We start from the raw sequence: 22,452 nt of genomic DNA on the forward strand, positions 1-22,452 counted from the left end.
CGCTATCAGATCGCCGGTATTTACAGCGACGCAGCACGACCTATGCTTTGCTCTGCACGCTCACTGAAAGGTGCTGAAACCGATGGACACTTTGAGCAAATCGCAAATCGAGTCTGCACTGGCTGCCCGTCTGCCGAGCTACACCATCACCTGCACATTGCACGCCGACGGCACCCTTTCGGCGGTGCTCAGCGGCCCGGAAACCGACCATTTCGCAATTACCGGAATCGTGCGCGCGCACTATCGTGGGGCGGAAGCCATTGCCCGGCTGGCGAATGAAATTCTCAGGGAAATGGTGCTGTCCCGCCAGGCGATGAGGAATGACCGGATGCAGCCTCCCTCTGCTTCACCTGGCTGCGAACAAGGCCGAGACCGGTAACGGGTTTCGGCCTTTTTGTATCAGCCCACTTCATTCTGCAAGGACAACAAGCCATCAGCACCGCGCTGCACGCGCAGGTGGGCATAGCCGTCAATCCTGGCGTGTTCGGTCACCATGGGCTTGAGGTGCGTCGACGTTACGACCATCACGTCCGCCCCTGCCGCTTCTCCCGCACGAATCCCCACCGACGCATCTTCAAACACCAGGCAGTCCTGCACCGGCACGCCCAGGCGCTGTGCCCCCAATAGGTAACAGGCCGGGTCGGGCTTGCCAATGGCGACGTCTTCGGCCGTGACCAGCACCGCCGGCGGCGCAATCCCGGCCGCTCGCAGCCGACGCAACGCCAGCTCACGAGGCGCTGAGGTGACCAGCGCCCATTGATCGCCCGGCAGGTGGTTCAGAAACGCGACCGCGCCGGGGATCGCGACAATGCCTTCGACATCATTGATTTCCGCTTCGGTAATCCACTGCGCCTCAACTTCGGGATCAACCCCCGGCAACGCCTGGCGGGTGATGGTATCGATCGCGCGGGCGCCGTGAATGGTGGTCAGGAACGCCGCCACGTCCAGGCCGTGGCGTTCGGCCCAGGTGCTCCACACCCGCTCGGCGGCGGCGATGGAGTTGAGCAGGGTGCCGTCCATATCGAACAGAAAGGCGCGGTAACGGCGGGCAAATACGGCTGAACCTCGGATGGACACTGCGTGGCTTCCTCGTGGGCGGTAACAAATAATCGGCCCGATGCAATCTACGGATCACCTCGGTGCTTGTAAACGCCGCCAACCCCTCGATCGCATTACAGCTTTGTAATCAAGCTGTAAGTCTTGTCAGCACCCTCACTTCATACAGTGGCGGCGTCAGTCACCCACACCGGTTGACGCCACCTTCCCACTGATGAAAAGGGTCACCCCATGAAACCTGCAAGCAAACTCTGCCTGATCGCCGCCAGCCTGCTGATGCTGGGTACCGGCACCGCCCTGGCCGGCACCGTCGCACCGGTCAAAGCCAACAACGTGGTGCTGGTGCACGGTTCCTGGGCAGATGGCTCGAGCTGGTCCGAAGTGATCACCCGCCTCCAGGCCGCCGGCCTGCACGTCACCGCCGTGCAAAACCCACTGACATCGGTGGCCGACGATGTCGCCGCCACCAACCGCGTACTGAATCAACAGGACGGTCCTACCGTGCTGGTCGGCCATTCCTACGCCGGCACCGTGGTAAGCGATGCCGGGGTGAACCCCAACGTCAGCGCCCTGGTGTACGTGGCGGCCCGCGCCCCGGATGCCAATGAAGACTTTGTCGCGCTTTCCGCCAAGTACCCGACCATGCCGGTGCGGGCCGGTGTGGAAGATCACGATGGCTACCTCACGCTGAGCCAGGACGCGTTTCTCAAGTACTTCGCCGCCGACGTGCCGCACGCCAAGGCCATGGAGCTGTACGCCGTGCAGCAACCCATCACCAAGAGCCTGTTCAGCGGCCGCACCATGAACGCCGCCTGGCACACCAAGCCGTCCTGGTACGCGGTGTCGACCCAGGACCAGACCATCAACCCGGACCTGGAACGGTTCCTCGCCAAGCGCATGAACGCCAGCACGATCGAGCTGCCCTCGAGCCACTTGTCGCTGGTGTCCCACGCCAAGGAAATCACCGACCTGATCCTCGAAGCCTCCGGCCGCCAGCCTTGAGCCCTTGCATTACAAACTTGTCATGAACCTGTTGGTTGGCTGTTCGGAGCGCTTGGTTACCGTGAACCCACTGCCACGCTCTGGCAGCCAACCTATTAAGAGAGAGATCGCCATGAAACTGTTTATCCTCGGCTTTGCCGCTTTGTTTGCCACTGGCACCGTGTTCGCTGCCGAACCCGTCATCCACGACAAGACCGGCTTTTTCGTGCACCTGGATGTCGACAAAGTCTTGTCGAGTACCGATACCTACGGCCAATGCGGCATCGTTCCCGCGCGTCTCGACTACCTGGACCACCAGGGCCGCGAACACGTGCTGGACTACCAGGTACAGGCGATCGGTTGCCCGAGTGACAATTGATCGGACTACACTTGCGCAACGCACAGAAGCAGGGCACTTCCCATGAACATTCTTGTAGTCGAAGACGAACCCAAGGCCGGCAATTACCTGCTTAACGGCCTGCAGGAGCTGGGCTACTCCGTCAGCCTCGCCCGCGACGGCGTGGACGGTTTGCACCAGGCCCTGGAAACCTCGTTCGACGTGATCGTGCTGGATGTGATGATGCCGAAGATGGACGGCTGGGAAGTCCTGCGCCGCTTGCGCAAGGAAGCCGATACGCCGGTGCTTTTTCTGACGGCCCGCGATGATATCGCCGACCGCATCAAGGGCCTGGAACTCGGCGCCGATGATTACCTGATCAAGCCCTTCTCCTTCGCCGAACTGGTGGCGCGCCTGCGCACCCTGACCCGCCGTGGCCCGAGCCGGGAAGAAGAACAACTGCAGGTCGCCGACCTGCAGATCGATGTGCTGAAACGCCGCGTGACCCGCGCCGGCACACGCATCACCCTGACCAACAAAGAGTTTGCCCTGCTGCATTTGTTTGCCACTCACCAGGATCAGGTGTTGTCGCGCTCGCTGATTGCCTCGCGAGTGTGGGACATGAACTTCGACAGCGACACCAACGTGGTGGACGTGGCCGTGCGGCGCCTGCGCCTGAAAATCGACGACCCGTTCCAGCTCAAGTTGATCCACAGCGTGCGGGGCATCGGCTACCGCTTCGATACCCAGCCATGACCCACCGTCGCCATTATTCACTGACCCTGCGCCTGGCGGTGATTTTCGCCTTGCTGGCCTTCGCGCTGCTGGCCACGCTGGGCGTTGCGCTGTACCGCGAACTGGAGCGTGAGTTGATCAAGCGCGACGACGCTGCGCTGATCTATCGCACCGATCAGTTACGCAACCTGCTCAACGACAGCAATACGCTGGATCTGATCAGGACCAAGCCGGAGCTGTTCCAGAACATGCTGGGCAACAGCGAGTCAGTGCTGAGCATCGCGGCGCCGGGGCAGAAGCCCTTGCTGCTGGTCAACCCGGGCAATATTGAGATGCCGGTGGTGCCGGCCGTTGCCAAAGACCACGCGCTGGGCCTTGCCGATGTGCACCATTTGCCTGGGGTCAACAATGTCCCCTTCGCCGCCGTGGCGGCGTCGATCGATTCCGGGGACCTGGGCAGCCTGCAAGTCACCACCGGACGCTTGATGACCGAACGCACCGCCATGCTCGCCAGCTATCGCCTGAGCGTGTTTATCCTGGCAAGCATTGCCGCGATCATCCTTGCCCTGGTCGGGTACTTGCTGGTGCACCGTGGCCTGCTGCCGTTGCGACGCCTGGCCCGGCATGCCCAGGGCATTGGCGTCGGCAACCTGGCCGAGCGCCTCGACAGCCACGGCGCGCCAAAAGAGTTGCTGCCGATGATCGACGCGTTCAACACCATGCTCGAACGCCTGGCCAGAGGGTTTGTGCAACTGGGCCAGGTGTCCACAGACATGGCCCACGAACTGCGCACGCCGATCAACAACCTGCTGGGCGAAACCCAGGTCGCGCTGCAACAGAGTCGCAGCGTCGAGAGTTATCAACAGTTGCTGGCGTCCAACGTCGAAGAGCTTGAACGCCTGGCGCGGATGCTCGACAACATGCTGTTCCTCGCCCGCACTGATCCGGCCAGCGCCCTGCGCCAACGCCAGGAACTCAGTGCAGCGGATGAAGTGGAACGTATCGCCGATTACTTCGAAGGCCTGGCCAGTGACGTGGAGGTCAGCATTCGTGCCGAAGGTGAAGGCGTGATCTGGGCTGAACCGATGCTACTGCGCCGGGCCCTGGCGAACCTGTGCGCCAACGCGATCAAATATGGCGCGCCGCGTTCCGAGCTGCTGATCCAGGCGGTGCCACAGGCCGAAGGCATCACCCTGAGGGTCAGCAACCAGGGTGAAACCATTGCTGCCGAGCACCTGCCACGGCTATTTGAGCGCTTTTACCGGGTGGATGAATCGCGCGAGCGCTCGGCCCAGTCCAATGGCCTGGGCCTGTCGATTGTGGCGACCATCATGCAGTTGCATAACGGTCGATACAGCGTGAGCAGCGAGGCAGGACTGACGTGTTTTGAGTTGTTTTTTCCGAGGCGGGACGACTGAATCGCGCGCCCCAGGCGCCTGGTGTTATTTTGCAAAAATTTGGCTGTCACCCCTGGCCGGAGTTCCCACTATTCTTTCCCCAAAGCGCGCGCTCAGTATTGGAAACAGGTGAAGTGCAGTGGAAAGGAAACACTATCGATTCGGCGGGACAAACTCGCTGAACACCCCACCTCAAGGCAGAGGTGGTGGCGGTAACGACGGAGGTTCAGGCATGGAAAAACGATTGGGTCTACTGGAAAAGGGGCTGGCTGAAATGAAAGAAAGGCTGATCACCGTTTCGAGCAGGGCAGACTCCCTGGAAAAGCACTTCGCGACCAAGGCGGACCTTACGACCACCGAGGTGAATCTCATCAAATGGTACGTGGCCACCGCCTTCGCAATGACAGGCCTGGCGTGCGCCATCACCTTCGGGCTCACCCGCCTGTTTGCTACCTGACGATGACCCGCGCAGGTCAGCTGACCTGCCCGCCCGTTTCCGTCACATCCACTGATGTATGCCAAGCGGCCAGCAACGCCACCCGGAGTCCCTCGACCTGCGTCTCCAGTGCCATTGACGCCGCGCCCGAAGCCAGCACTTGTTCGGGCAGATATGGCACGTGGATAAACCCACTGCGCACGGCGCTAGCAGCCAGTGCATGCTGCAATAGGTAAAACACCTGGTTACACACGAAGGTACCGGCCGTGTGCGACACCGTCGCCGCAATCTCCGCTTCGCGCACCGCCTTGACCATCGCCTTGATCGGCAGCGTGGTGAAGTAGGCTGCGGGGCCGTCAGCCACCACGGCGGCATCAATCGGCTGCTCGCCGAGGTTGTCGGGAATACGCGCGTCATTCAGGTTGATCGCCACCCGCTCCATGGAAATAGCACTGCGCCCCGGCCCCAGCCCCGTGGCGATCACCATCGCCGGCTGCAATTGGTCGATCAACTGGATCAGGCACTCACCCGCCGTGGCAAACGCACACGGCAGCCGACGCGCAACAACCTGCACATCGGCGCCCAGTTGCCAGCCATCCAGCAGGCGTACCACTTCCCAGGACGGGTTTATCGGATCTTGATCAAAGGGCTCGAAACCCGTCAACAATAGAGTCTGCATCGTGGCCTCACATCAACAGGTAAAGCAGGACAATATTGACCACCAGCATCATCAGCGCGGTCGGTAGTTGAGCCTTGATCACCGCGTTTTTGTCGGGCAACTCCAGCAGTGCTGCCGGCACGATATTGAAGTTGGCCGCCATCGGTGTCATCAACGTACCGCAGTAACCCGAGAACATGCCAATCGCGGCCATCACTGCGGGGTTGCCGCCGTAGATCCCCACCAGCACCGGCACGCCGACGCCGCCGGTCATCACCGGGAATGCCGCGAAGCCGTTCCCCATGATCACCGTGAACAGTGCCATGCCCAGCACATACACCATGACTGCCACCAGCTTGAAATCCAGGTTGATGTAGGTGGTGGTGACATGCGCGACGGCCGTACCGACCCCGGCTTCATTGAACAACAGCCCCAGCATCGCCAGCATTTGCGGCAGCACCATGGCCCAGCCCAGGGCTTCGGTCAGGCGCCGCGATTCACGCAAGGCCTGCACCGGGGTATCGCGGGTCAGCCAGCACGCCAGGCCGAGGGCGATCAGGCACCCGATGCCGAGGGAAACGAAGGTGGTGTTTTTCGGGTCCAGCAGCGGTACGCCGCCGATCTCGGTGTGCTTGAGCAATACCGAGCCGATCACCGTCGTCAGGGGAATCGCCAACGCCGGGATAAACAGTTTGTGCCCCAGGCGACCGGCGCTGGCGCGGGACGCCTTGTCATGCAGCTCGGCGTGCGTGCCACGGCCGACGCCGCCCAGCCCGGCAATCAACGCCATGACCACCACGCCCACACCAATGACCACCGAGGGCAGGCGCTCGCCCACCAGGAACGGAACCGCGAACAGCAACCAGAACAAGGCGCTGGACCAGCGCTTGGGGTGGGTCCGGTCCATCAGGATCATGCCCGCAGTGATCAGCAGCAGCACTCCGGCGAGCCAGTACAGGTATTGAATCGAGATGATCATTGCGCGGCCTCCACGGCAGTGGCGACAGGCGTCATCTCACGGGTCAGCCGCCGGTCGAACCGATGCAGGCGAATCGCGTGAATGATAAACGCGCAGATCGCCGTCGGGATGCCCCACACCGCGATGTGCAGCGGCTCGACATCAATCCCCGAGCCCAGCAGGAAGGTGTGCATCAGCGCAATCGCACCAAAGGCGACGAAGATGTCCTCACCGAAAAACAGACCGACGTTGTCCGTCGCAGCGCACATGGCCAGCACCTTGTGGCGCAGCTTGTCCGGCAACTTGCCGTAGCGCTTTTCCGCTGCCCCCTCGGCCATCGGCGCCAGCAGTGGGCGCACCATCTGCGGGTGTCCGCCGAGGCTGGTCAAGCCCATGGCGGCCGTGGATTCACGCACAAACAGGTAGATGATCAACAGGCGCCCTACCGTGGCGCGCTCGAACCGCGCGATCCAGTTCTGCGCGTGCAGGCGCAACCCATGGCGCTCCAGCAGGCCGATGACCGCCAGGGGCAATAACAGAATCAATTGCAGGGCACGGGTCTGAAGGAAACCGTCGCCCATGGTCGCGAGGATTTTTTCCAGCGGGAAGTGGGCGGCAAGCCCGGTGGCGATGGCGGCGGCGGTCACCACCAACAGCGGATTGAAGCGCAAGACAAAGCCAACCACGATCACAAGTACGCCGATCAACGGCCATAAGTTCACAACAGTTTGCATGGCGGTGAGGTCCTTTAATGCGCGCTGCGGCGCCGTTACAGCAGGATGTGAACAAAGGGTTCACAGCAGGAAGTGGCGTGCAGTCGGCTCGGTTTTTTATTGTTGACCCGGAAGGTCGAGCGTCAGTGGCGGCAACTTTGCTGCCTGGGGGCGGGAGGTGTCCAACAAGAAAAATTGTTGCTGCAAACCAATAAATTTTGTCGGGGTTTGCTGCGCACACGTAACAAGATGTGGACAGGTAACCCGCGAGTCACGCATCTTAGCGCCGCCCGTTGATCGGGTGCGGCACCGGGTACCGGCGCACGCCTCTCTCACTATTGTTGTGGATATGGAAATTCGATGAAAACCCAAAAGGTCCTGATCGCCCTCTCGTGCGCCGTTGCCCTGTCCCTGCTGGGCGGTTGTGCAGCGAAAGTTAAAAGTGGCGGCAGCGCAGCACTGGCCATCCCGGAAGCGGCCAAGCAGAACCTGGTGGTGAGCATCCAGGGCGAAAAACAGGTGGAGCAAAACCCTGACTGGAACCTGCTCAAGCGCGACTGGAATAACGCGCTCCAGGTCGAAGCACGCCAGGCCGGCTTCACGGTCACCGAAAGCCCTAAAGTCGCGGCCAATGGTGAAGACGGCGTGGGCATCAGCATCAACGTGAGCAAGTTTCGCTACATCGAACCGGGTTCGCGGTATGTCGCCGGTGCGCTGGTGGGTAATGCCTGGGTGTTCTCCCGCGCCGACTACTCCGACTTGAAATCCGGCGCGCCCATTGGCTCACGCACCTACGACACGTCATCCTCGGCCTGGGAAGGCGTGGCTTCGGCAATGACGCAGAAGCAGGTCCAGGCAATCGCCAAGCAGATGATCAGCGACATCAAGAGCGCCAAGGCCCAGTAAGCCACCGCGCCTGCAAAAAGGGCCAACCGCCGGGTTGGCCCTGATACTGCAATTCCGCCTGGCTTGCTTCAGAGTTGCTTGAGGGTCTCACGCGACACTTCTTGCAGACCCGCCTCGGTGATTTTCTTCCAATCACTCTCCGTCACCGCCTGCATGCTTTCATTCTTGCGCGTCACCACATTCAGCGCAGTGGCGCCCGGGGTTTCGATACGCAGGTGGGCTTTGTTACTCACGTCGACAGAGAAGAAGCCTGGGGTAAACCAGGACCAGAATTCGACAATATGCACGTTCACTGGCGCGGCATCCGGAGTGCCTGGCTCGGTGACGACCTGGTAACCGGCCTGCTTGTAAGCCGCGGCTACCGACTCATTCACCAGTTGGGAAACGGTGCGGCCAGAGGGCAGCAACACGTCGCCCAACCCTTTGCCGTAACCGTTGCGCTTACGGGCAATGGCGCGCTCGGTAATCGACTTGTCATTGACCTCGTTATTTTTCAGCGATGGCGTATCCGGGCTTCGTGGAGCGATCTGGAAAACGCGATCATCCACGGTGCTGATCAGGACTTTCTTGCCATTGCTTGTTGCTGCGGCCTGGCTTGTGCTGAGCGGCGCAACATTGACATCCACTTCCGAGCGACTCGTGGCGCATCCCGCCAGAACCATCAGTGCCGCAATCCCCACCACTAACCGAACGCTCATGACTACCGCTCCTTATCGCCATCATTGGCATGGCCGGATATCGGCCGGCGACGATTGTACATGCGCGATATCATTTAGACATCACTCCGACTTTTTTGAAGTAACTGCATACCGGTGAGTGTGTACTCAAGCCCGACCCGGTATCGTCAACCCAGAACGAACGTCAATGAACAAGAGGCAGCACCGGTGACTTCTTCCGCCACACCCACCGCCGAGAATGGCCTCAGCATCCAGACCCGCCTGATCGCCCTGGTGGTCGCCGTGACTTTCTTCATGGAAAACCTCGATGCCACGGTGATCGCCACGGCATTGCCGACCATGGCCACAGCGTTCGGGGTCACGCCGGTCGACATGAACATCGGCATCACCGCCTACATCCTCGCCGTGGCGATCTTCATACCGTTGCCCAGCTGGATCGCCGACCGATTGGGTGCGCGCCGGGTCTTTGCCGGCGCGATCATCGTCTTCACCCTCGCCTCGCTGCTGTGCGGGCTGAGCCAGAGCCTTGAAATGTTCGTCTTTGCGCGCATCCTGCAGGGCATCGGTGGCGCACTGATGGTGCCCGTGGGGCGGCTAGCGGTGCTGCGCAATACGGATAAAAAAGACCTGGTCAAAATGATCGCGATCATCACCTGGCCCGGCCTGGTGGCGCCGATCCTGGGGCCAGTGGCCGGCGGACTGATCGTCACCCATGCCTCCTGGCCCTGGATCTTCTACGTGAACCTGCCGCTGGGCGTATTGGCGTTGGCCGCCGCACTGTGGCTGGTGCCGGAAGGTCGCGAAGCCAGCGTGCGCAAGTTTGATGCGAAGGGGTTCGTACTGCTCGCAGGCGCTTGTGTCGCCTTGTTGGGCGGGCTGGAATGGCTGGGCAGCGAGGCCGGCGAAATGCTCATCCCAGGCGTGGTGCTGGTCGCAGCGGGCATCGCGTTGGCGGTGTGGGCCGTGCACCACTGTCAGCACCATACTGACCCGTTGTTGCCGCTGCAGACCCTGGCGATCAATACCTTTCGCGTGAGTATCTATGGTGGGTCGCTGTTTCGCCTGGCCATCAGCGCGCTGCCGTTCCTGCTGCCGCTGTTGTTTCAGGTGGCCTTTGGCTTATCCCCGGTGGACGCGGGCCTGTTGGTGCTGGCGGTTTTTGCCGGCAACCTGGCGATGAAACCCTTGACCACGGCCATCATGCAGCGCTTCGGCTTTCGCCAGGTGCTGCTGGTGAATGGCGTGATCGGGGTGGCGTCGATTGCGGCGTGCGCCCTTTTCACCGCGCAGACCCCGCTCGCGGTCATCGCAGTGGTGCTGTTTGTGGGCGGGTTGTCACGCTCGATGCAGTTCACCTGCTACAACTCGATTGGCTTTGCAGACGTGCCCAAGCCACGCATGAGCGAGGCATCGGCGTTGTTCAGCATGTCGTTCCAGCTGGCCATGGGGATGGGCGTGACGGCAGCGGCGCTGTTGTTGCGCGCGTCGATGAGCGTGCAGGGGCATGAGATTCACGCACAAGTGGGTGACTTCCGGGTGGCGTTCATCGGGGTGGCATTGCTGGGAGCGCTCGCGCTGGTAGACGTCTATCGACTGCCAGCGCACGCGGGAGAAAGTGTGTTGAAACGCGGTTGAACGCCGCCTCGTCGAATTAGGCGGTGGTGCTGACGATTGATCCCGTCGCACTGCCGCCCTCAGCGGTGACAGCCTGCAACAGCGCGGCAGTCGCTGTCTGCAACGCAGCGGCAGTGGTTGCAATCTGCGCTTGCGCCGCCGCAACCGCAGCAGCCTTGGCCGCCTCGCTCTGGTTGCTGGACTGTGCCTGCTGCATGGCTTGTTGCTGCTCTTGAAGCTGCTTTTGCAACTGCTCGATCTGCTTCTTCAACTCCTTGACCGTGTCCGACTCCGTCGAGCTGGAAGACGCCTGGCCACCGCCGCCAGCACCCGCAGTCGCTTGCGTGCCAGCGTTCATATTGACGGTCAGGCCGCCGGTACGGTTGGTGCTCTCGGTTGCCTGGGGAACCGTCGAGGTTGCAACGCTTTGACTGCTGGCTACGGCAGGAGGATTGCTAATGTTGATGAGCATGCCAAATGTCCGATGATGAAGGCTTACCGACTGCATCGGCGTGTCGGTCGATTAATTGAGGGCGGCGTCAGGATTAAATCCGAAGCAACAAAAAAGGGCCCACCTTTCGGTGAGCCCTTCTAGACCGCCCAGCAGAGCGGATTTTGTTTGGTAGGCGCGATTGGACTCGAACCAACGACCCCCACCATGTCAAGGTGGTGCTCTAACCAACTGAGCTACGTGCCTGCTGTGAGGCGGCATTCTACGGAATTCCGGAGGGGTGTCAACATCTTTTTTGCAGCTAACCCTATGAATATGCGAATTTTTTATTTGCGGCCGGCACATCGGTATTTTTTCGGTGGCTGGCAGGCAATTTTCAACTCAGGTAGGATCGGGGTACTCGTAAAAAATATAAAACAGAGGTTCCAGGATGGCGAACACCCCCTACCCCCAGTCGTATTACGCCGCTTCCGCGAATGCCGTACCGCCACGCCCAAGCCTGCAAGGCGAGGTCGAAACCGACGTGTGCGTGATCGGTGCTGGCTACACCGGCCTTTCCAGCGCGCTGTTCCTGCTGGAGAACGGTTTTCGCGTGACAGTGCTGGAAGCCGCCAAGGTCGGCTTTGGTGCCTCTGGTCGCAATGGCGGGCAGATCGTCAACAGTTATAGCCGTGACATCGACGTGATCGAGCGCAGCGTCGGCCCCAAGCAGGCACAGTTGCTCGGGCAGATGGCGTTCGAGGGCGGCAAGATCATTCGCGAGCGGGTGGCGAAGTACCAGATCCAGTGCGACCTGAAGGACGGCGGCGTGTTCGCTGCACTCAACAGCAAGCACATGGGCCACCTGGAGTCGCAGAAGCGCCTGTGGGAGCGTTACGGCCATACCCAGCTGGAGTTGCTGGACGAACGTCGCATCCGTGAGGTCGTGGCGTGTGAGAACTATGTCGGCGGCCTGCTCGACATGAGCGGCGGGCACATCCATCCCCTCAACCTGGCGCTGGGCGAAGCAGCGGCGGTGGAATCCCTGGGCGGCAGCATCTACGAGCAGTCCGCGGCAGTGCGCATCGAGCGCGGCGCCAATCCCGTAGTGCACACCGCCGAGGGCAAGGTCAGGGCCAAGTTCATCATCGTCGCGGGCAATGCCTACCTGGGCAACCTGGTGCCGGAGCTGGCAGCCAAGTCGATGCCTTGCGGCACGCAAGTCATCACCACTGCACCGCTGGGTGACGAACTGGCCAAGTCGCTGCTGCCGCAGGATTACTGCGTCGAAGACTGCAACTACCTGCTCGACTACTACCGCCTCACCAGCGACAAGCGCCTGATCTTCGGCGGCGGCGTGGTGTATGGCGCGCGTGACCCGGCGAACATCGAGGCGATTATCCGTCCGAAGATGCTCAAGGCCTTCCCGCAGCTCAAGGACGTGAAAATCGACTACGCCTGGACCGGCAATTTCCTGCTGACCCTGTCGCGCTTGCCACAGGTCGGCCGCCTGGGCGACAACATCTACTACTCGCAGGGCTGCAGCGGCCATGGCGTGACGTACACACACTTGGCCGGCAAGGTACTGGCAGAAGCCCTTCGAGGCCAGGCAGAGCGTTTTGATGCGTTTGCCGACCTGCCCCACTACCCATTCCCGGGCGGCCAACTGTTGCGCACGCCGTTTGCCGCACTGGGCGCCTGGTACTACGGCTTGCGCGACAAACTAGGCTTTTGAGGCAAAACCTGTAGGAGCCCGCTCGCGGGCGATGGCGTCCGTAAGTTCGCCATTGCCCATGAGCGGGCTCGTACAATTCATAAATCGCAGACACAAAAAACCCCGGTCTTTCGACCAGGGTCTTTGCTATCGGATCAAAGTAGCCAGAGGCTTTCTTTGTGCTTCAAGGCGTTCAGTGGGCCTTGAGGCAGATATGGCGCAGCGGACGGGACTCGAACCCGCGACCCCCGGCGTGACAGGCCGGTATTCTAACCGACTGAACTACCGCTGCGTATCGCTTGACCAGCTACGGGTAAACCCCACAACCGTCTTGAAACATCTGATCGACCAGCCTTGGCTGTTCAATCTCAAGCCCGACGAATCGAACCTGGAAAATATGGCGCAGCGGACGGGACTCGAACCCGCGACCCCCGGCGTGACAGGCCGGTATTCTAACCGACTGAACTACCGCTGCGCGTCGGTGCAACCTTTAACGTTGCGTCTTGCCCGAAGACAAAACTCTCAAGAAGTGGTGGGTGATGACGGGATCGAACCGCCGACCCTCTGCTTGTAAGGCAGATGCTCTCCCAGCTGAGCTAATCACCCTTTGCTTCGTTGAGGCCGCGAAATTTACGCAGGTAGCGGACCTAAGTCAATAGCCTGCTTGAAGTTTTTCTGAAAAAGACAAAATGGCTTCAAGACCGCCTACTCGCTGTAAATCATCTTCTTGCTCATGCCACCGTCGACCACGAACTCCTGCCCGGTGACAAACCCGGCCTGACGCGACAACAGCCACGCCACCATCGCCGCCACATCCTCCACCGTCCCCACCCTGCCCGCCGGATGCTGGGCATGGTCGGCGTCCGTCAACGGCTCGGCACGGCGCGCCGCAGGATCACGCGCATCGATCCAGCCGGGGCTGACGGCGTTCACTCGCACCTCCGGACCCAGGCTGATCGCCAATGCGTGAGTCAGCGCCAGCAAGCCGCCCTTGCTCGCCGCGTAGGCCTCGGTGTCCGGCTCCGATTGACGGGCCCGGGTCGACGCCAAGTTGACGATCGCCCCGCCATGGGCGCGCAGGTACGGCGCACAGTGCTTGGCCAGCAACATCGGCCCACTGAGGTTCACCGCCAGTACGCGATTCCAGTAAGCCAGGTCGAGGCTTTCCAGGGTGATATTGCGCGGGTCGGCCACTGCCGCGTTGCACACCAACGCATCCAGGCGACCAAACTGCCCCAGCACTTCGGCGACACCCTGGGCCACCTGCTTCTCGTCCGCCACGTCCATGGTGATAAACCAGGCGTTGTCGCCCAGCACCTTGGACACCTTGGAACCGCGTTCGCGGTCCAGGTCCGTCAATACCACCTGCCAGCCTTCACTGATCAGCCACGCAGCAATCCCGAGGCCAATGCCCCGGGCCGCCCCAGTGACCAATGCGACGCGGCCGTTACTGGCCGCTGCAGCTTCCATGGACCACTCGATCACAAGGCTGCCAGCCCGCGAGCCAGGTCAGCTTGCAGGTCGGCTACATCTTCCAGGCCTACCGCAATACGGATCAGGCTGTCGCGGATACCGGCGGCTTCACGCTCCTGCGGCGCCAGGCGGCCGTGGGAGGTGGTGCTTGGGTGGGTGATGGTGGTCTTGCTGTCACCCAGGTTGGCGGTGATGGAGATCAGTCGAGTCGCGTCGATAAAGCGCCATGCGCCCTCCTTGCCACCCTTGACCTCGAAACTCACCACGGCACCGAAACCGCGCTGCTGGCGCTGGGCTAACTCATGCTGCGGATGGCTCTTGAGACCGGCGTAATGCACCTTCTCGATACCGTCCTGCTGCTCCAGCCATTCGGCCAAGGCCTGGGCGTTGGCGCAGTGGGCCTTCATCCGCAGGCTGAGGGTTTCCAGGCCCTTGAGGAAAATCCACGCGTTGAACGGGCTCAGGGTCGGGCCAGCCGTGCGCAAAAACCCGACGATTTCCTTCATCTGCTCGCTGCGACCGGCCACCACACCGCCCATGCAACGGCCCTGGCCGTCGATGAACTTGGTCGCCGAGTGCACCACGACGTCCGCGCCCAACTTCAGCGGCTGCTGCAACGCCGGGGTGCAGAAGCAGTTGTCGACCACCAGCATCGCGCCCTTGGCGTGAGCCACTTCGGACAACGCGGCGATGTCCACCAGCTCTGCCAGCGGGTTGGACGGCGATTCGACGAACAGCAACTTGGTGTTGGCCTTGATTGCCGCGTCCCAGCCGGAAAGATCCGCCAGGGGCACGTAGTCCACCTCGATGCCGAAGCGCTTGAAGTACTTCTCGAACAGGCTGATGGTCGAACCGAACACGCTGCGCGAAACCAGCACATGGTCGCCAGCGCTGCACAGGCTCATCACCACTGCCAGGATCGCCGCCATGCCAGTGGCGGTGGCCACGGCCTGCTCCGCGCCTTCCAGGGCCGCGATACGTTCTTCGAACGCACGCACGGTCGGGTTGGTGTAGCGCGAATACACGTTGCCCGGCACTTCACCGGCGAAGCGCGCAGCGGCGTCGGCGGCAGTGCGGAACACGTAGCTGGAAGTGAAGAACATCGGGTCACCGTGTTCGCCTTCGGGCGTGCGGTGCTGGCCAGCGCGCACAGCCAGGGTATCGAAAGCTACGCCATCGAGGTCGCTGTCCAACCGACCGGCATCCCATTCCTGACTCATGCTGTGACTCCTTACTCAATTCTTTATTTAAGATACAAAACCGGCCCCTCAGGGCCGGTGTCTACTCAGTTGTTGTACAGATCGATGATCGCGCTGACCGCCTGGGTCTTGATCTTCGAGGAGTCGTTGCGCGCCTGCTCGATCTTGTTCAGGTAGGCCTCGTCGACATCACCGGTCACGTACTTGCCGTCGAACACGGCGCAGTCGAACTGGTCGATCTTGATCTTGCCACCGCCGACCGCTTCGATCAGGTCCGGCAGGTCCTGGTAGATCAGCCAATCGGCGCCGATGAGGTCGGCCACGTCCTGGGTCGTACGGTTGTGAGCGATCAGTTCGTGGGCACTCGGCATGTCGATACCGTAGACGTTCGGGTAGCGCACGGCAGGCGCTGCGGAACAGAAGTACACGTTCTTGGCGCCGGCTTCACGGGCCATCTGGATGATCTGCTTGCACGTGGTGCCACGCACGATGGAGTCGTCCACCAGCATCACGTTCTTGCCGCGGAATTCCAGCTCGATGGCGTTGAGCTTCTGGCGTACCGACTTCTTGCGCGCCGCCTGACCCGGCATGATGAAGGTACGGCCGATGTAGCGGTTCTTCACGAAGCCTTCGCGGAATTTGACCCCCAGGTGGTTGGCCAATTCCAGCGCAGCCGTACGGCTGGTGTCCGGGATCGGGATGACCACGTCGATGTCGTGCTCAGGACGCTCGCGCAGGATCTTCTCGGCCAGCTTCTCGCCCATGCGCAGGCGCGCCTTGTACACCGAAACGCCGTCGATGATCGAATCCGGACGCGCCAGGTAGACGTGTTCGAAGATGCACGGGGTGAGTTTCGGCGCCACGGCGCACTGACGGGTGTGCAGCTTGCCATCTTCGGTGATGTACACCGCTTCGCCCGGCGCCAGGTCGCGGATCAGGGTGAAGCCCAGCACGTCCAGGGACACGCTTTCGGAGGCGATCATGTACTCGACGCCCTCGTCGGTGTGACGCTGGCCGAACACGATCGGACGGATGCCGTGCGGGTCACGGAAGCCGACGATGCCGTAGCCGGTAACCATCGCCACCACCGCGTAGCCACCGACGCAACGGTTGTGCACGTCGGTCACGGCGGCGAACACGTCTTCTTCGGTCGGCTGCAGCTTGCCGCGCTGGGCCAGCTCGTGGGCGAACACGTTGAGCAGTACTTCCGAGTCGGAGCTGGTGTTGACGTGGCGCAGGTCAGATTCGTAAATCTCCTTGGCCAGCTGTTCAACGTTGGTCAGGTTACCGTTGTGCGCCAGGGTGATGCCGTAAGGCGAGTTGACGTAAAACGGTTGAGCTTCGGCCGATGTGGAGCTACCGGCAGTCGGGTAACGCACATGGCCAATGCCCATGTGCCCGACGAGGCGCTGCATGTGACGCTGATGGAACACGTCACGCACCAGGCCATTGTCCTTGCGCAGGAATAACCGGCCGTCGTGGCTGGTCACAATACCGGCAGCGTCCTGGCCGCGGTGCTGGAGGACGGTTAGCGCGTCATACAGCGCCTGATTGACGTTCGACTTACCGACGATACCGACGATGCCACACATGCGACGCAACCCCTACTTAATGAATCTTGACTGAACACAGCTTACTGAGGCGTTTTGGCCGGCAAGAGGTGTTCCTTGAACGGAAGATCAGCGGGTACGCTGATTCCGCTGGCCAGCCACTGACTGCTCCACCCCAATATGAGGTTCTTGGACCAATCTGCAACCAATAGAAATTTTGGCACGAGTACCGACTCCTGCCACCACGAATCCTGCTGTACCGGCCCCAGGCTCAACAGCCCGACCGCCACGACCACCAGCAACGCGCCACGCGCGGCGCCGAAGGCCATGCCGAGAAATCGATCGGTCCCGGAGAGGCCGGTGACACGTATCAACTCGCCAATAAGATAATTGACCATTGCCCCCACCAGCAGCGTGGCGATGAACATGATGGCGCAGCCCGCGATGACGCGAGCCGAAGGTGTCTCGATGTATCCGGCCAGGTAAACCGACAATGAACCGCCGAACATCCAGGCTACAACTCCTGCGATGATCCAGGTCAGCAACGACAGTGCTTCTTTTACGAAGCCGCGGCTTAGACTGATCAAAGCGGAGATGGCGACGATTGCAACGATCGCCCAGTCAACCCAGGTAAATGGCACGTTTGAGCCTACGGACGGATAAGGCGGCGCATTTTAGCAGAGCGTCGGGCTGTCGGTAAGCTGTGATTGCGGGTGCTTTGCAAATCAATGGTTTGGAGACCCCGTCCAACTTCAACCCAGCCCCAAAACCAATGTGGGAGCAGGCTTGCCTGCAATGAGGGCGGCGCATTCAACATCGCTGTCGACTGCAACCACCGCCATCGCGGCAAGCCAGCTCCCACATTTGGCCAGCATTCCAACCAGAGAGTGACAGTGATCAACCGCGCTCAGGCTGGAAACGGGTGACGAACCCCTTCAAGTTCTGCTGGCGATCCAGCAAGTCGCGCAGACGGTCGGCCTCGGCACGCTCGATCAGCGGCCCGATAAACACCCGGTTCTTGCCGTCGGCACTGCGGATATAGGCGTTATACCCCTGGCTACGCAGCTTTTTCTGCAGCGCATCGGCGCCGTCGCGATTGCCCAGGCTGGCGACTTGAATCGACCAACTGATCGGCAGGCCATTCGGGTCGATACGGCTCTGCCCCACGTCCGGCTTACCCGGTGCGGCAGGCTGCGGCGCGACCGGCTTGGGCGCCGGTGCCGGCGCTGCGGGCTTGGCAGCGGCGACAGGCGCGGCCGGAGCCGGCTTGACCACCGGCACGCTTGGCTGCACGGGCATCGACGGCGCCTGTTGCGCGGCCACTTCATCATCGGTCGGCACCGGTTCTTCTTCCGGCAGGACCTGCGGCTCGGGCACCACCACTGGCTCAACCTGCACCTGCGGCACCGCCGGTGCCTGCGGCGCGGCTGGCGCCTCCACCACCACCTGGCGCTGTTCGTCCTGGCGGGAAAACAGCATCGGCAGGAAGATCACCGCCAATGCCACCAGAACCAGGGCTCCGACCATTCGCTGCTTGTATGCGCTATCCAGTAATGCCATGTGCAGCTTCCTCCGTGGAGCGCCGGGCCAACCACTCAAGCGCCTCGGCAACACAATAAAATGATCCGAACAACAGAATTTCGTCCTCGGCCGTCGCCACCGCACACTGCGCCTCAAGGGCTGCGGTCAGGCTTGCATACGACGCCACCGGCGCACCAAGGTTCTGCAACGCCTTTTCCAACTCAACCGCAGGACGGCTTCGCGGCGTATCCAGCGGCGCGACCGCCCAAGCCTGGACGCTCGCCAGCAGCGGCGCAACCACGCCATCCAGGTCCTTGTCCGCCAACAACCCGAAGACCGCCAGGCGACGCCCGACCGGTGGCGTGCGTGACAGGCGCTGCGCCAGGTACTCGGCCGCATGCGGGTTATGCCCCACATCCAGCAGCAGGTTCAGGCGCTTGCCTTGCCATTCGAATTCACGACGATCCAGGCGCCCCACTACGCGGGTCGCCAGCAACGTCGCCGCAATCTGCGCGGCATCCCACGGCAGATCCAGCAGCAGATAGGCTTGCAGCGCGAGCGCGGCATTTTCCATCGGCAGGTTCAACAGCGGTAGGTCATGCAGCTCCACCAACTGGCCACGCGCATCACGCCCGCGCCACTGCCAGTGCCGGTCACCGATTTCGAGATTGAATTCACGACCGCGCAGGAAGAACGGGCAATCCAGCTCGCGGACCTTGTCGAGCAAGGTAGACGGCGGATCCACGTCCCCACACAGCGCAGGCTTGCCCTGGCGAAAGATCCCGGCCTTTTCATAAGCCACCGACTCACGGGTATTGCCCAGGTAGTCGGCATGGTCCACACCAATGCTGGTGACCAGGGCCATGTCGGCATCCACCACGTTGACCGTGTCCAGGCGCCCGCCCAGGCCGACTTCCAGCACCACCACATCGAGTTGCGCGCGCTCGAACAACCAGAACGCCGCCAGGGTGCCCATTTCGAAGTAAGTCAGGGAGATGTCGCCCCGGCCGGCATCAAGTGCCGCAAAGGCTTCGCAGAGTTGCTCATCCGTGGCTTCGACGCCATTGAGCTGCACCCGCTCGTTGTAGCGCAGCAGGTGCGGAGAGTTGTAGACGCCGACTTTCAGCCCTTGGGCCTGCAGCAGCGCCGCGACAAAGGCACACGTAGAGCCTTTGCCGTTGGTGCCGGTCACCGTGATCACTCGCGGCGCCGGCCGACCCAACCCAAGGCGGGCCGCTACCTGTTGCGAGCGCTCCAGGCCCATGTCGATGGCGGACGGATGCAACTGCTCAAGGTAGGCGAGCCATTCGCCGAGGGTACGTTGGGTCATAGGTTTGCAGGCACCGGTGGGACGACGATTGGCTCGACTTTAGGCGCGACGTACACAGGGGTCGGCAGGCCCATCATTTGTGCCAGCAGGTTACCCAGGCGTGGACGCAGTTCGCCGCGCGGGATGATCAGGTCGATGGCGCCATGCTCCAGCAGGAACTCGCTGCGCTGGAAGCCTTCCGGCAGTTTTTCGCGCACGGTCTGCTCGATTACGCGCGGGCCGGCGAAGCCGATCAGGGCTTTTGGCTCACCGACGATCACGTCACCGAGCATCGCCAGGCTGGCGGAAACGCCGCCGTAGACCGGGTCGGTCAGTACGGAGATGAATGGAATGCCTTCCTCGCGCAGACGCGCCAGTACCGCAGAGGTCTTGGCCATTTGCATCAGGGAGATCAGCGCTTCCTGCATACGCGCACCACCAGAGGCGGCGAAGCAGATCATCGGGCAACGGTTTTCCAGGGCGTAGTTGGCAGCGCGAACAAAGCGCTCGCCGACGATGGCCCCCATGGAACCGCCCATGAAGGAAAACTCGAACGCCGACACCACCACCGGCATGCCCAGCAGCTTGCCGCTGACGGAAATCAGTGCGTCCTTCTCACCGGTCTGCTTTTGCGCAGCGGTCAGGCGGTCCTTGTACTTCTTGCCGTCGCGAAACTTCAGGCGGTCAACCGGTTCCAGGTCCGCACCCAGCTCGTTACGGCCTTCGGCGTCGAGGAAGATATCGATGCGGGCGCGGGCGCCGATACGCATGTGGTGATTGCACTTGGGGCAAACGTCCAGGGTCTTTTCCAGCTCGGGGCGGTACAACACCGCGTCGCAGGATGGGCACTTGTGCCACAGACCTTCAGGAACCGAGCTTTTCTTCACCTCGGAACGCATGATCGAAGGGATCAGTTTGTCTACTAACCAGTTGCTCATGCTTTCTTTCTCCAGTACCGGTGGCTTGAACACAGCCCCGCGTATGCCCTTGAGCTAAATTCATATGTGGCGATGACACAGGTGGGACGGGGTCAGGTGTTCGACCAGCCATTTCCCGCCTGCATCCTCAGCCTTCCAGACAACCTGCCAGCGCAGGCTTGCCACTTCATTGCCGGGCCACCCACAGGCGGCGCCGGGCTGTTTTACACAGTGGTAGTTATGGACGGCGGCAGACTGCCAGCCGTCACATCCCGCCACTGGTGTTGCGCACAGCCTGCATGAATGCGCGAATCTTGCTGTGATCCTTGATGCCCATGCCCTGCTCTACCCCACCGCTGACGTCCACCGCATACGGGCGCACCTGCGCGATCGCCGCGCCGACGTTGTCGGGGTTGAGCCCCCCGGCGAGGATGATCGGCTTGCTCAGCCCCGGAGGAATCAGCGACCAGTCGAACGCCTCACCGGTGCCACCGGGCACGCCTTCGACATACGTATCCAGGAGGATCCCGCGTGCACCGGTATAGGCGGCGCAGGCACGGGCGATATCGTCACCGGCCTTGACCCGCAACGCCTTGATATACGGGCGCTGGTAGCTTTCGCACTCATCAGGGGTTTCGTCGCCGTGAAACTGCAGCATATCCAGCGGCACGGCATCCAGGGTTTCGTTGAGTTCGCAGCGGCTGGCATTGACGAACAGGCCCACGGTGGTCACAAACGGCGGCAAGGCATTGATGATCGCCCGCGCCTGCAACACATTCACCGCCCTCGGACTGCGTGCATAAAACACGAAACCGATGGCATCCGCCCCCGCCTCGACTGCCGCCAGCGCGTCTTCTATGCGGGTAATCCCGCAAATCTTGCTGCGAACGGCAGACATATCGTAGAAACCTCAGGGGTTGAACCGAGAAAGTCCCGGATGGTAACAAAAGCTTCTCCGGGCGTCAGCCGCCAAGTTCACTGAAACCTGTGAGGAAGTGTGGCCCGATGAAACGCTCCGGCAGCTCGAACTCGTCACGGTACTCCACTTGCACCAGGTACAGGCCGAACGGATGCGCCGTCACCCCGCCGGTGCGGCGTATGCGGCTTTCCAGCACTTCCTTGGCCCATTCAACCGGACGCTCGCCGGTGCCGATGGTCATCAGTACACCGGCAATATTTCGTACCATATGGTGCAGGAACGCCCCGGCACGGATATCCAGCACAATCATCTTGCCGTGACGGGTCACGCGCAGGTGGTGGACTTCCTTGATCGGCGACTTGGCCTGGCACTGCCCCGCGCGAAAGGCGCTGAAATCATGCACGCCGACCAAGTGCTGCGCGGCCTCGGCCATGCGCTCGGCGTCCAGCGGGCGGTGGTTCCAGGTAATTTCCTGGTTGAGGTGCGCCGGGCGGATCTGGTCGTTGTAGATCACGTAGCGATAACGCCGGGCAATCGCCTTGAAACGCGCATGAAAATGCGCCGGCATGACCTTGGCCCAGCTGACGCTGACGTCATGCGGCAAATTGATATTGGCGCCCATCACCCACGCTTTCATCGAACGCTCGGCCTGGGTGTCAAAGTGCACCACCTGGCCGCACGCATGCACGCCGGCATCGGTGCGTCCGGCGCACATCAGCGATATGGGGGAGTCGGCGACTTTCGCCAGGGCATTCTCGAGGGTTTCCTGCACCGTCAACACACCCGAGGCCTGACGCTGCCAGCCGCGATAGCGCGAACCTTTGTATTCCACGCCCAGGGCGATGCGGTAAAAGCCGTCAGCCGCCATTTCGGCGACCGGATTATCTATATTTGCCAAGAACTGAGAGCCTGATGAGTTGCGCAAAGGCCGCCATTATGCCGATTTGTGCCG

The 22,452-nt window shown here is 61.7% G+C and carries 24 protein-coding genes and 4 tRNA genes; 9 read left to right on the top strand and 19 right to left on the bottom strand.

What is annotated here, in order from left to right; all coding sequences use genetic code 11:
- Window positions 1–82: 82 nt before the first annotated feature.
- Window positions 83–379: a hypothetical protein gene (locus AC07SI_RS14340; protein WP_120449182.1), complete on the top strand. Its 297-nt coding sequence runs from the start codon at window positions 83–85 to the stop codon at window positions 377–379.
- Between the two features lie 20 nt (window positions 380–399).
- Here AC07SI_RS14340 and AC07SI_RS14345 read toward each other — a convergent pair whose 3' ends face one another.
- On the bottom strand, window positions 400–1,077 hold the full coding sequence (locus AC07SI_RS14345; RefSeq protein WP_106803191.1) for an HAD family hydrolase: 678 nt from the start codon (window positions 1,075–1,077) through the stop codon (window positions 400–402).
- Between the two features lie 210 nt (window positions 1,078–1,287).
- On the opposite strand from AC07SI_RS14345, the gene AC07SI_RS14350 reads away from it, so the two are divergent.
- The 5 genes from AC07SI_RS14350 to AC07SI_RS14370 all read left to right on the top strand — a co-directional run bounded on the left by AC07SI_RS14350 (window position 1,288) and on the right by AC07SI_RS14370 (window position 4,963).
- The gene (locus AC07SI_RS14350) at window positions 1,288–2,058 is read left to right on the top strand and encodes an alpha/beta hydrolase (RefSeq protein ID WP_495005934.1); all 771 of its coding nucleotides are present in this window, start codon (window positions 1,288–1,290) and stop codon (window positions 2,056–2,058) included.
- A 112-nt stretch (window positions 2,059–2,170) separates the two neighbouring features.
- Window positions 2,171–2,416: a DUF2790 domain-containing protein gene (locus AC07SI_RS14355; RefSeq protein ID WP_106803190.1), complete on the top strand. Its 246-nt coding sequence runs from the start codon at window positions 2,171–2,173 to the stop codon at window positions 2,414–2,416.
- A 42-nt stretch (window positions 2,417–2,458) separates the two neighbouring features.
- On the top strand, window positions 2,459–3,130 hold the full coding sequence (locus tag AC07SI_RS14360; protein ID WP_065903725.1) for a heavy metal response regulator transcription factor: 672 nt from the start codon (window positions 2,459–2,461) through the stop codon (window positions 3,128–3,130).
- Entirely contained in the window at window positions 3,127–4,527 is a 1,401-nt protein-coding gene (locus AC07SI_RS14365) for a heavy metal sensor histidine kinase (RefSeq protein WP_495005935.1), read from the top strand. Before AC07SI_RS14360 ends, AC07SI_RS14365 begins: the two co-directional genes overlap by 4 nt.
- A gap of 211 nt (window positions 4,528–4,738) precedes the next feature.
- Window positions 4,739–4,963: a hypothetical protein gene (locus tag AC07SI_RS14370; RefSeq protein WP_065903730.1), complete on the top strand. Its 225-nt coding sequence runs from the start codon at window positions 4,739–4,741 to the stop codon at window positions 4,961–4,963.
- Between the two features lie 16 nt (window positions 4,964–4,979).
- Here the strand turns inward: AC07SI_RS14370 and pcp are convergent, their stop codons facing one another.
- Genes pcp through AC07SI_RS14385 form a run of 3 tightly spaced genes read right to left on the bottom strand, consistent with a single transcriptional unit; the run spans window position 4,980 to window position 7,292 of the window.
- A complete protein-coding gene (gene pcp, locus AC07SI_RS14375) occupies window positions 4,980–5,621 on the bottom strand; it encodes a pyroglutamyl-peptidase I (protein WP_106805624.1) in 642 nt (213 codons plus the stop codon).
- Between the two features lie 7 nt (window positions 5,622–5,628).
- Window positions 5,629–6,579: a DUF979 domain-containing protein gene (locus AC07SI_RS14380; RefSeq protein WP_065903735.1), complete on the bottom strand. Its 951-nt coding sequence runs from the start codon at window positions 6,577–6,579 to the stop codon at window positions 5,629–5,631.
- A complete protein-coding gene (locus tag AC07SI_RS14385) occupies window positions 6,576–7,292 on the bottom strand; it encodes a DUF969 domain-containing protein (RefSeq protein ID WP_065903737.1) in 717 nt (238 codons plus the stop codon). Before AC07SI_RS14385 ends, AC07SI_RS14380 begins: the two co-directional genes overlap by 4 nt.
- A 339-nt stretch (window positions 7,293–7,631) precedes the next feature.
- Here AC07SI_RS14385 and AC07SI_RS14390 point away from each other — a divergent pair, with 339 nt between their 5' ends.
- Window positions 7,632–8,177 (top strand): DUF4410 domain-containing protein, encoded by a 546-nt coding sequence (locus tag AC07SI_RS14390; protein ID WP_065903742.1) that lies wholly within the window; start codon window positions 7,632–7,634, stop codon window positions 8,175–8,177.
- A gap of 68 nt (window positions 8,178–8,245) precedes the next feature.
- On the opposite strand, the gene AC07SI_RS14395 is transcribed toward AC07SI_RS14390, so the two are convergent.
- Complete coding sequence (locus AC07SI_RS14395) at window positions 8,246–8,875, bottom strand: YajG family lipoprotein (RefSeq protein WP_495005936.1); 630 nt, start codon at window positions 8,873–8,875, stop codon at window positions 8,246–8,248.
- A gap of 186 nt (window positions 8,876–9,061) precedes the next feature.
- Here AC07SI_RS14395 and AC07SI_RS14400 point away from each other — a divergent pair, with 186 nt between their 5' ends.
- Window positions 9,062–10,489, top strand: a complete 1,428-nt coding sequence (locus AC07SI_RS14400) for a DHA2 family efflux MFS transporter permease subunit (protein ID WP_495005937.1) — start codon at window positions 9,062–9,064, stop codon at window positions 10,487–10,489.
- A gap of 16 nt (window positions 10,490–10,505) precedes the next feature.
- Here AC07SI_RS14400 and AC07SI_RS14405 read toward each other — a convergent pair whose 3' ends face one another.
- Window positions 10,506–10,940 carry a hypothetical protein gene (locus AC07SI_RS14405; protein ID WP_120449185.1) on the bottom strand — a complete coding sequence of 145 codons (435 nt, stop codon included), beginning with the start codon at window positions 10,938–10,940 and terminating at the stop codon, window positions 10,506–10,508.
- Between the two features lie 148 nt (window positions 10,941–11,088).
- Window positions 11,089–11,165, bottom strand: a tRNA-Val gene (locus tag AC07SI_RS14410).
- Between the two features lie 184 nt (window positions 11,166–11,349).
- On the opposite strand from AC07SI_RS14410, the gene AC07SI_RS14415 reads away from it, so the two are divergent.
- The gene (locus tag AC07SI_RS14415; RefSeq protein WP_495005938.1) at window positions 11,350–12,633 is read left to right on the top strand and encodes an NAD(P)/FAD-dependent oxidoreductase; all 1,284 of its coding nucleotides are present in this window, start codon (window positions 11,350–11,352) and stop codon (window positions 12,631–12,633) included.
- 194 nt (window positions 12,634–12,827) lie between these two features.
- Here the strand turns inward: AC07SI_RS14415 and AC07SI_RS14420 are convergent.
- From AC07SI_RS14420 to truA, 12 genes are all read right to left on the bottom strand, one after another.
- Window positions 12,828–12,904: transfer RNA gene (locus AC07SI_RS14420), tRNA-Asp, on the bottom strand.
- 106 nt (window positions 12,905–13,010) lie between these two features.
- Window positions 13,011–13,087 (bottom strand) — tRNA-Asp (locus AC07SI_RS14425).
- Window positions 13,088–13,142: 55 nt separating this feature from the next.
- Window positions 13,143–13,218: transfer RNA gene (locus tag AC07SI_RS14430), tRNA-Val, on the bottom strand.
- Between the two features lie 99 nt (window positions 13,219–13,317).
- Window positions 13,318–14,082, bottom strand: a complete 765-nt coding sequence (locus AC07SI_RS14435) for an SDR family oxidoreductase (protein ID WP_065904573.1) — start codon at window positions 14,080–14,082, stop codon at window positions 13,318–13,320.
- Between the two features lie 11 nt (window positions 14,083–14,093).
- Window positions 14,094–15,305 carry an O-succinylhomoserine sulfhydrylase gene (locus AC07SI_RS14440; protein ID WP_106803185.1) on the bottom strand — a complete coding sequence of 404 codons (1,212 nt, stop codon included), beginning with the start codon at window positions 15,303–15,305 and terminating at the stop codon, window positions 14,094–14,096.
- A 65-nt stretch (window positions 15,306–15,370) separates the two neighbouring features.
- On the bottom strand, window positions 15,371–16,876 hold the full coding sequence (purF, locus tag AC07SI_RS14445) for an amidophosphoribosyltransferase (protein ID WP_065904549.1): 1,506 nt from the start codon (window positions 16,874–16,876) through the stop codon (window positions 15,371–15,373).
- A 41-nt stretch (window positions 16,877–16,917) separates the two neighbouring features.
- A complete protein-coding gene (locus AC07SI_RS14450) occupies window positions 16,918–17,475 on the bottom strand; it encodes a CvpA family protein (RefSeq protein ID WP_003192538.1) in 558 nt (185 codons plus the stop codon).
- Between the two features lie 256 nt (window positions 17,476–17,731).
- The gene (locus AC07SI_RS14455) at window positions 17,732–18,394 is read right to left on the bottom strand and encodes an SPOR domain-containing protein (protein ID WP_065904548.1); all 663 of its coding nucleotides are present in this window, start codon (window positions 18,392–18,394) and stop codon (window positions 17,732–17,734) included.
- Window positions 18,378–19,685 (bottom strand): bifunctional tetrahydrofolate synthase/dihydrofolate synthase, encoded by a 1,308-nt coding sequence (gene folC / locus AC07SI_RS14460; protein WP_495005939.1) that lies wholly within the window; start codon window positions 19,683–19,685, stop codon window positions 18,378–18,380. Before folC ends, AC07SI_RS14455 begins: the two co-directional genes overlap by 17 nt.
- Window positions 19,682–20,602, bottom strand: coding sequence for an acetyl-CoA carboxylase, carboxyltransferase subunit beta (accD, locus tag AC07SI_RS14465; protein WP_025856447.1), 921 nt, complete (start codon window positions 20,600–20,602; stop codon window positions 19,682–19,684). The genes folC and accD overlap by 4 nt, the downstream gene beginning before the upstream one ends.
- A gap of 244 nt (window positions 20,603–20,846) precedes the next feature.
- On the bottom strand, window positions 20,847–21,479 hold the full coding sequence (locus AC07SI_RS14470) for a phosphoribosylanthranilate isomerase (RefSeq protein ID WP_495005940.1): 633 nt from the start codon (window positions 21,477–21,479) through the stop codon (window positions 20,847–20,849).
- A gap of 64 nt (window positions 21,480–21,543) precedes the next feature.
- Window positions 21,544–22,368, bottom strand: a complete 825-nt coding sequence (gene truA, locus AC07SI_RS14475; protein WP_065904543.1) for a tRNA pseudouridine(38-40) synthase TruA — start codon at window positions 22,366–22,368, stop codon at window positions 21,544–21,546.
- Window positions 22,369–22,452 lie beyond the last annotated feature (84 nt).

This window comes from Pseudomonas sp. GW821-FHT05D12 (assembly GCF_059419825.1).

Bases quoted from the DNA above. Each gene is read 5' to 3' on its own strand.
- truA (WP_065904543.1), bottom strand. From the start codon at position 22,368: ATGGCGGCTGACGGCTTTTACCGCATCGCCCTGGGCGTGGAATACAAA.
- AC07SI_RS14435 (WP_065904573.1), bottom strand. From the start codon at position 14,082: ATGGAAGCTGCAGCGGCCAGTAACGGCCGCGTCGCATTGGTCACTGGG.
- AC07SI_RS14415 (WP_495005938.1), top strand. From the start codon at position 11,350: ATGGCGAACACCCCCTACCCCCAGTCGTATTACGCCGCTTCCGCGAAT.
- AC07SI_RS14385 (WP_065903737.1), bottom strand. From the start codon at position 7,292: ATGCAAACTGTTGTGAACTTATGGCCGTTGATCGGCGTACTTGTGATC.
- AC07SI_RS14350 (WP_495005934.1), top strand. From the start codon at position 1,288: ATGAAACCTGCAAGCAAACTCTGCCTGATCGCCGCCAGCCTGCTGATG.
- AC07SI_RS14395 (WP_495005936.1), bottom strand. From the start codon at position 8,875: ATGAGCGTTCGGTTAGTGGTGGGGATTGCGGCACTGATGGTTCTGGCG.
- folC (WP_495005939.1), bottom strand. From the start codon at position 19,685: ATGACCCAACGTACCCTCGGCGAATGGCTCGCCTACCTTGAGCAGTTG.
- pcp (WP_106805624.1), bottom strand. From the start codon at position 5,621: ATGCAGACTCTATTGTTGACGGGTTTCGAGCCCTTTGATCAAGATCCG.
- accD (WP_025856447.1), bottom strand. From the start codon at position 20,602: ATGAGCAACTGGTTAGTAGACAAACTGATCCCTTCGATCATGCGTTCC.
- purF (WP_065904549.1), bottom strand. From the start codon at position 16,876: ATGTGTGGCATCGTCGGTATCGTCGGTAAGTCGAACGTCAATCAGGCG.
- AC07SI_RS14390 (WP_065903742.1), top strand. From the start codon at position 7,632: ATGAAAACCCAAAAGGTCCTGATCGCCCTCTCGTGCGCCGTTGCCCTG.
- AC07SI_RS14365 (WP_495005935.1), top strand. From the start codon at position 3,127: ATGACCCACCGTCGCCATTATTCACTGACCCTGCGCCTGGCGGTGATT.
- AC07SI_RS14355 (WP_106803190.1), top strand. From the start codon at position 2,171: ATGAAACTGTTTATCCTCGGCTTTGCCGCTTTGTTTGCCACTGGCACC.
- AC07SI_RS14370 (WP_065903730.1), top strand. From the start codon at position 4,739: ATGGAAAAACGATTGGGTCTACTGGAAAAGGGGCTGGCTGAAATGAAA.
- AC07SI_RS14440 (WP_106803185.1), bottom strand. From the start codon at position 15,305: ATGAGTCAGGAATGGGATGCCGGTCGGTTGGACAGCGACCTCGATGGC.
- AC07SI_RS14470 (WP_495005940.1), bottom strand. From the start codon at position 21,479: ATGTCTGCCGTTCGCAGCAAGATTTGCGGGATTACCCGCATAGAAGAC.
- AC07SI_RS14405 (WP_120449185.1), bottom strand. From the start codon at position 10,940: ATGCTCATCAACATTAGCAATCCTCCTGCCGTAGCCAGCAGTCAAAGC.
- AC07SI_RS14455 (WP_065904548.1), bottom strand. From the start codon at position 18,394: ATGGCATTACTGGATAGCGCATACAAGCAGCGAATGGTCGGAGCCCTG.
- AC07SI_RS14360 (WP_065903725.1), top strand. From the start codon at position 2,459: ATGAACATTCTTGTAGTCGAAGACGAACCCAAGGCCGGCAATTACCTG.
- AC07SI_RS14380 (WP_065903735.1), bottom strand. From the start codon at position 6,579: ATGATCATCTCGATTCAATACCTGTACTGGCTCGCCGGAGTGCTGCTG.
- AC07SI_RS14340 (WP_120449182.1), top strand. From the start codon at position 83: ATGGACACTTTGAGCAAATCGCAAATCGAGTCTGCACTGGCTGCCCGT.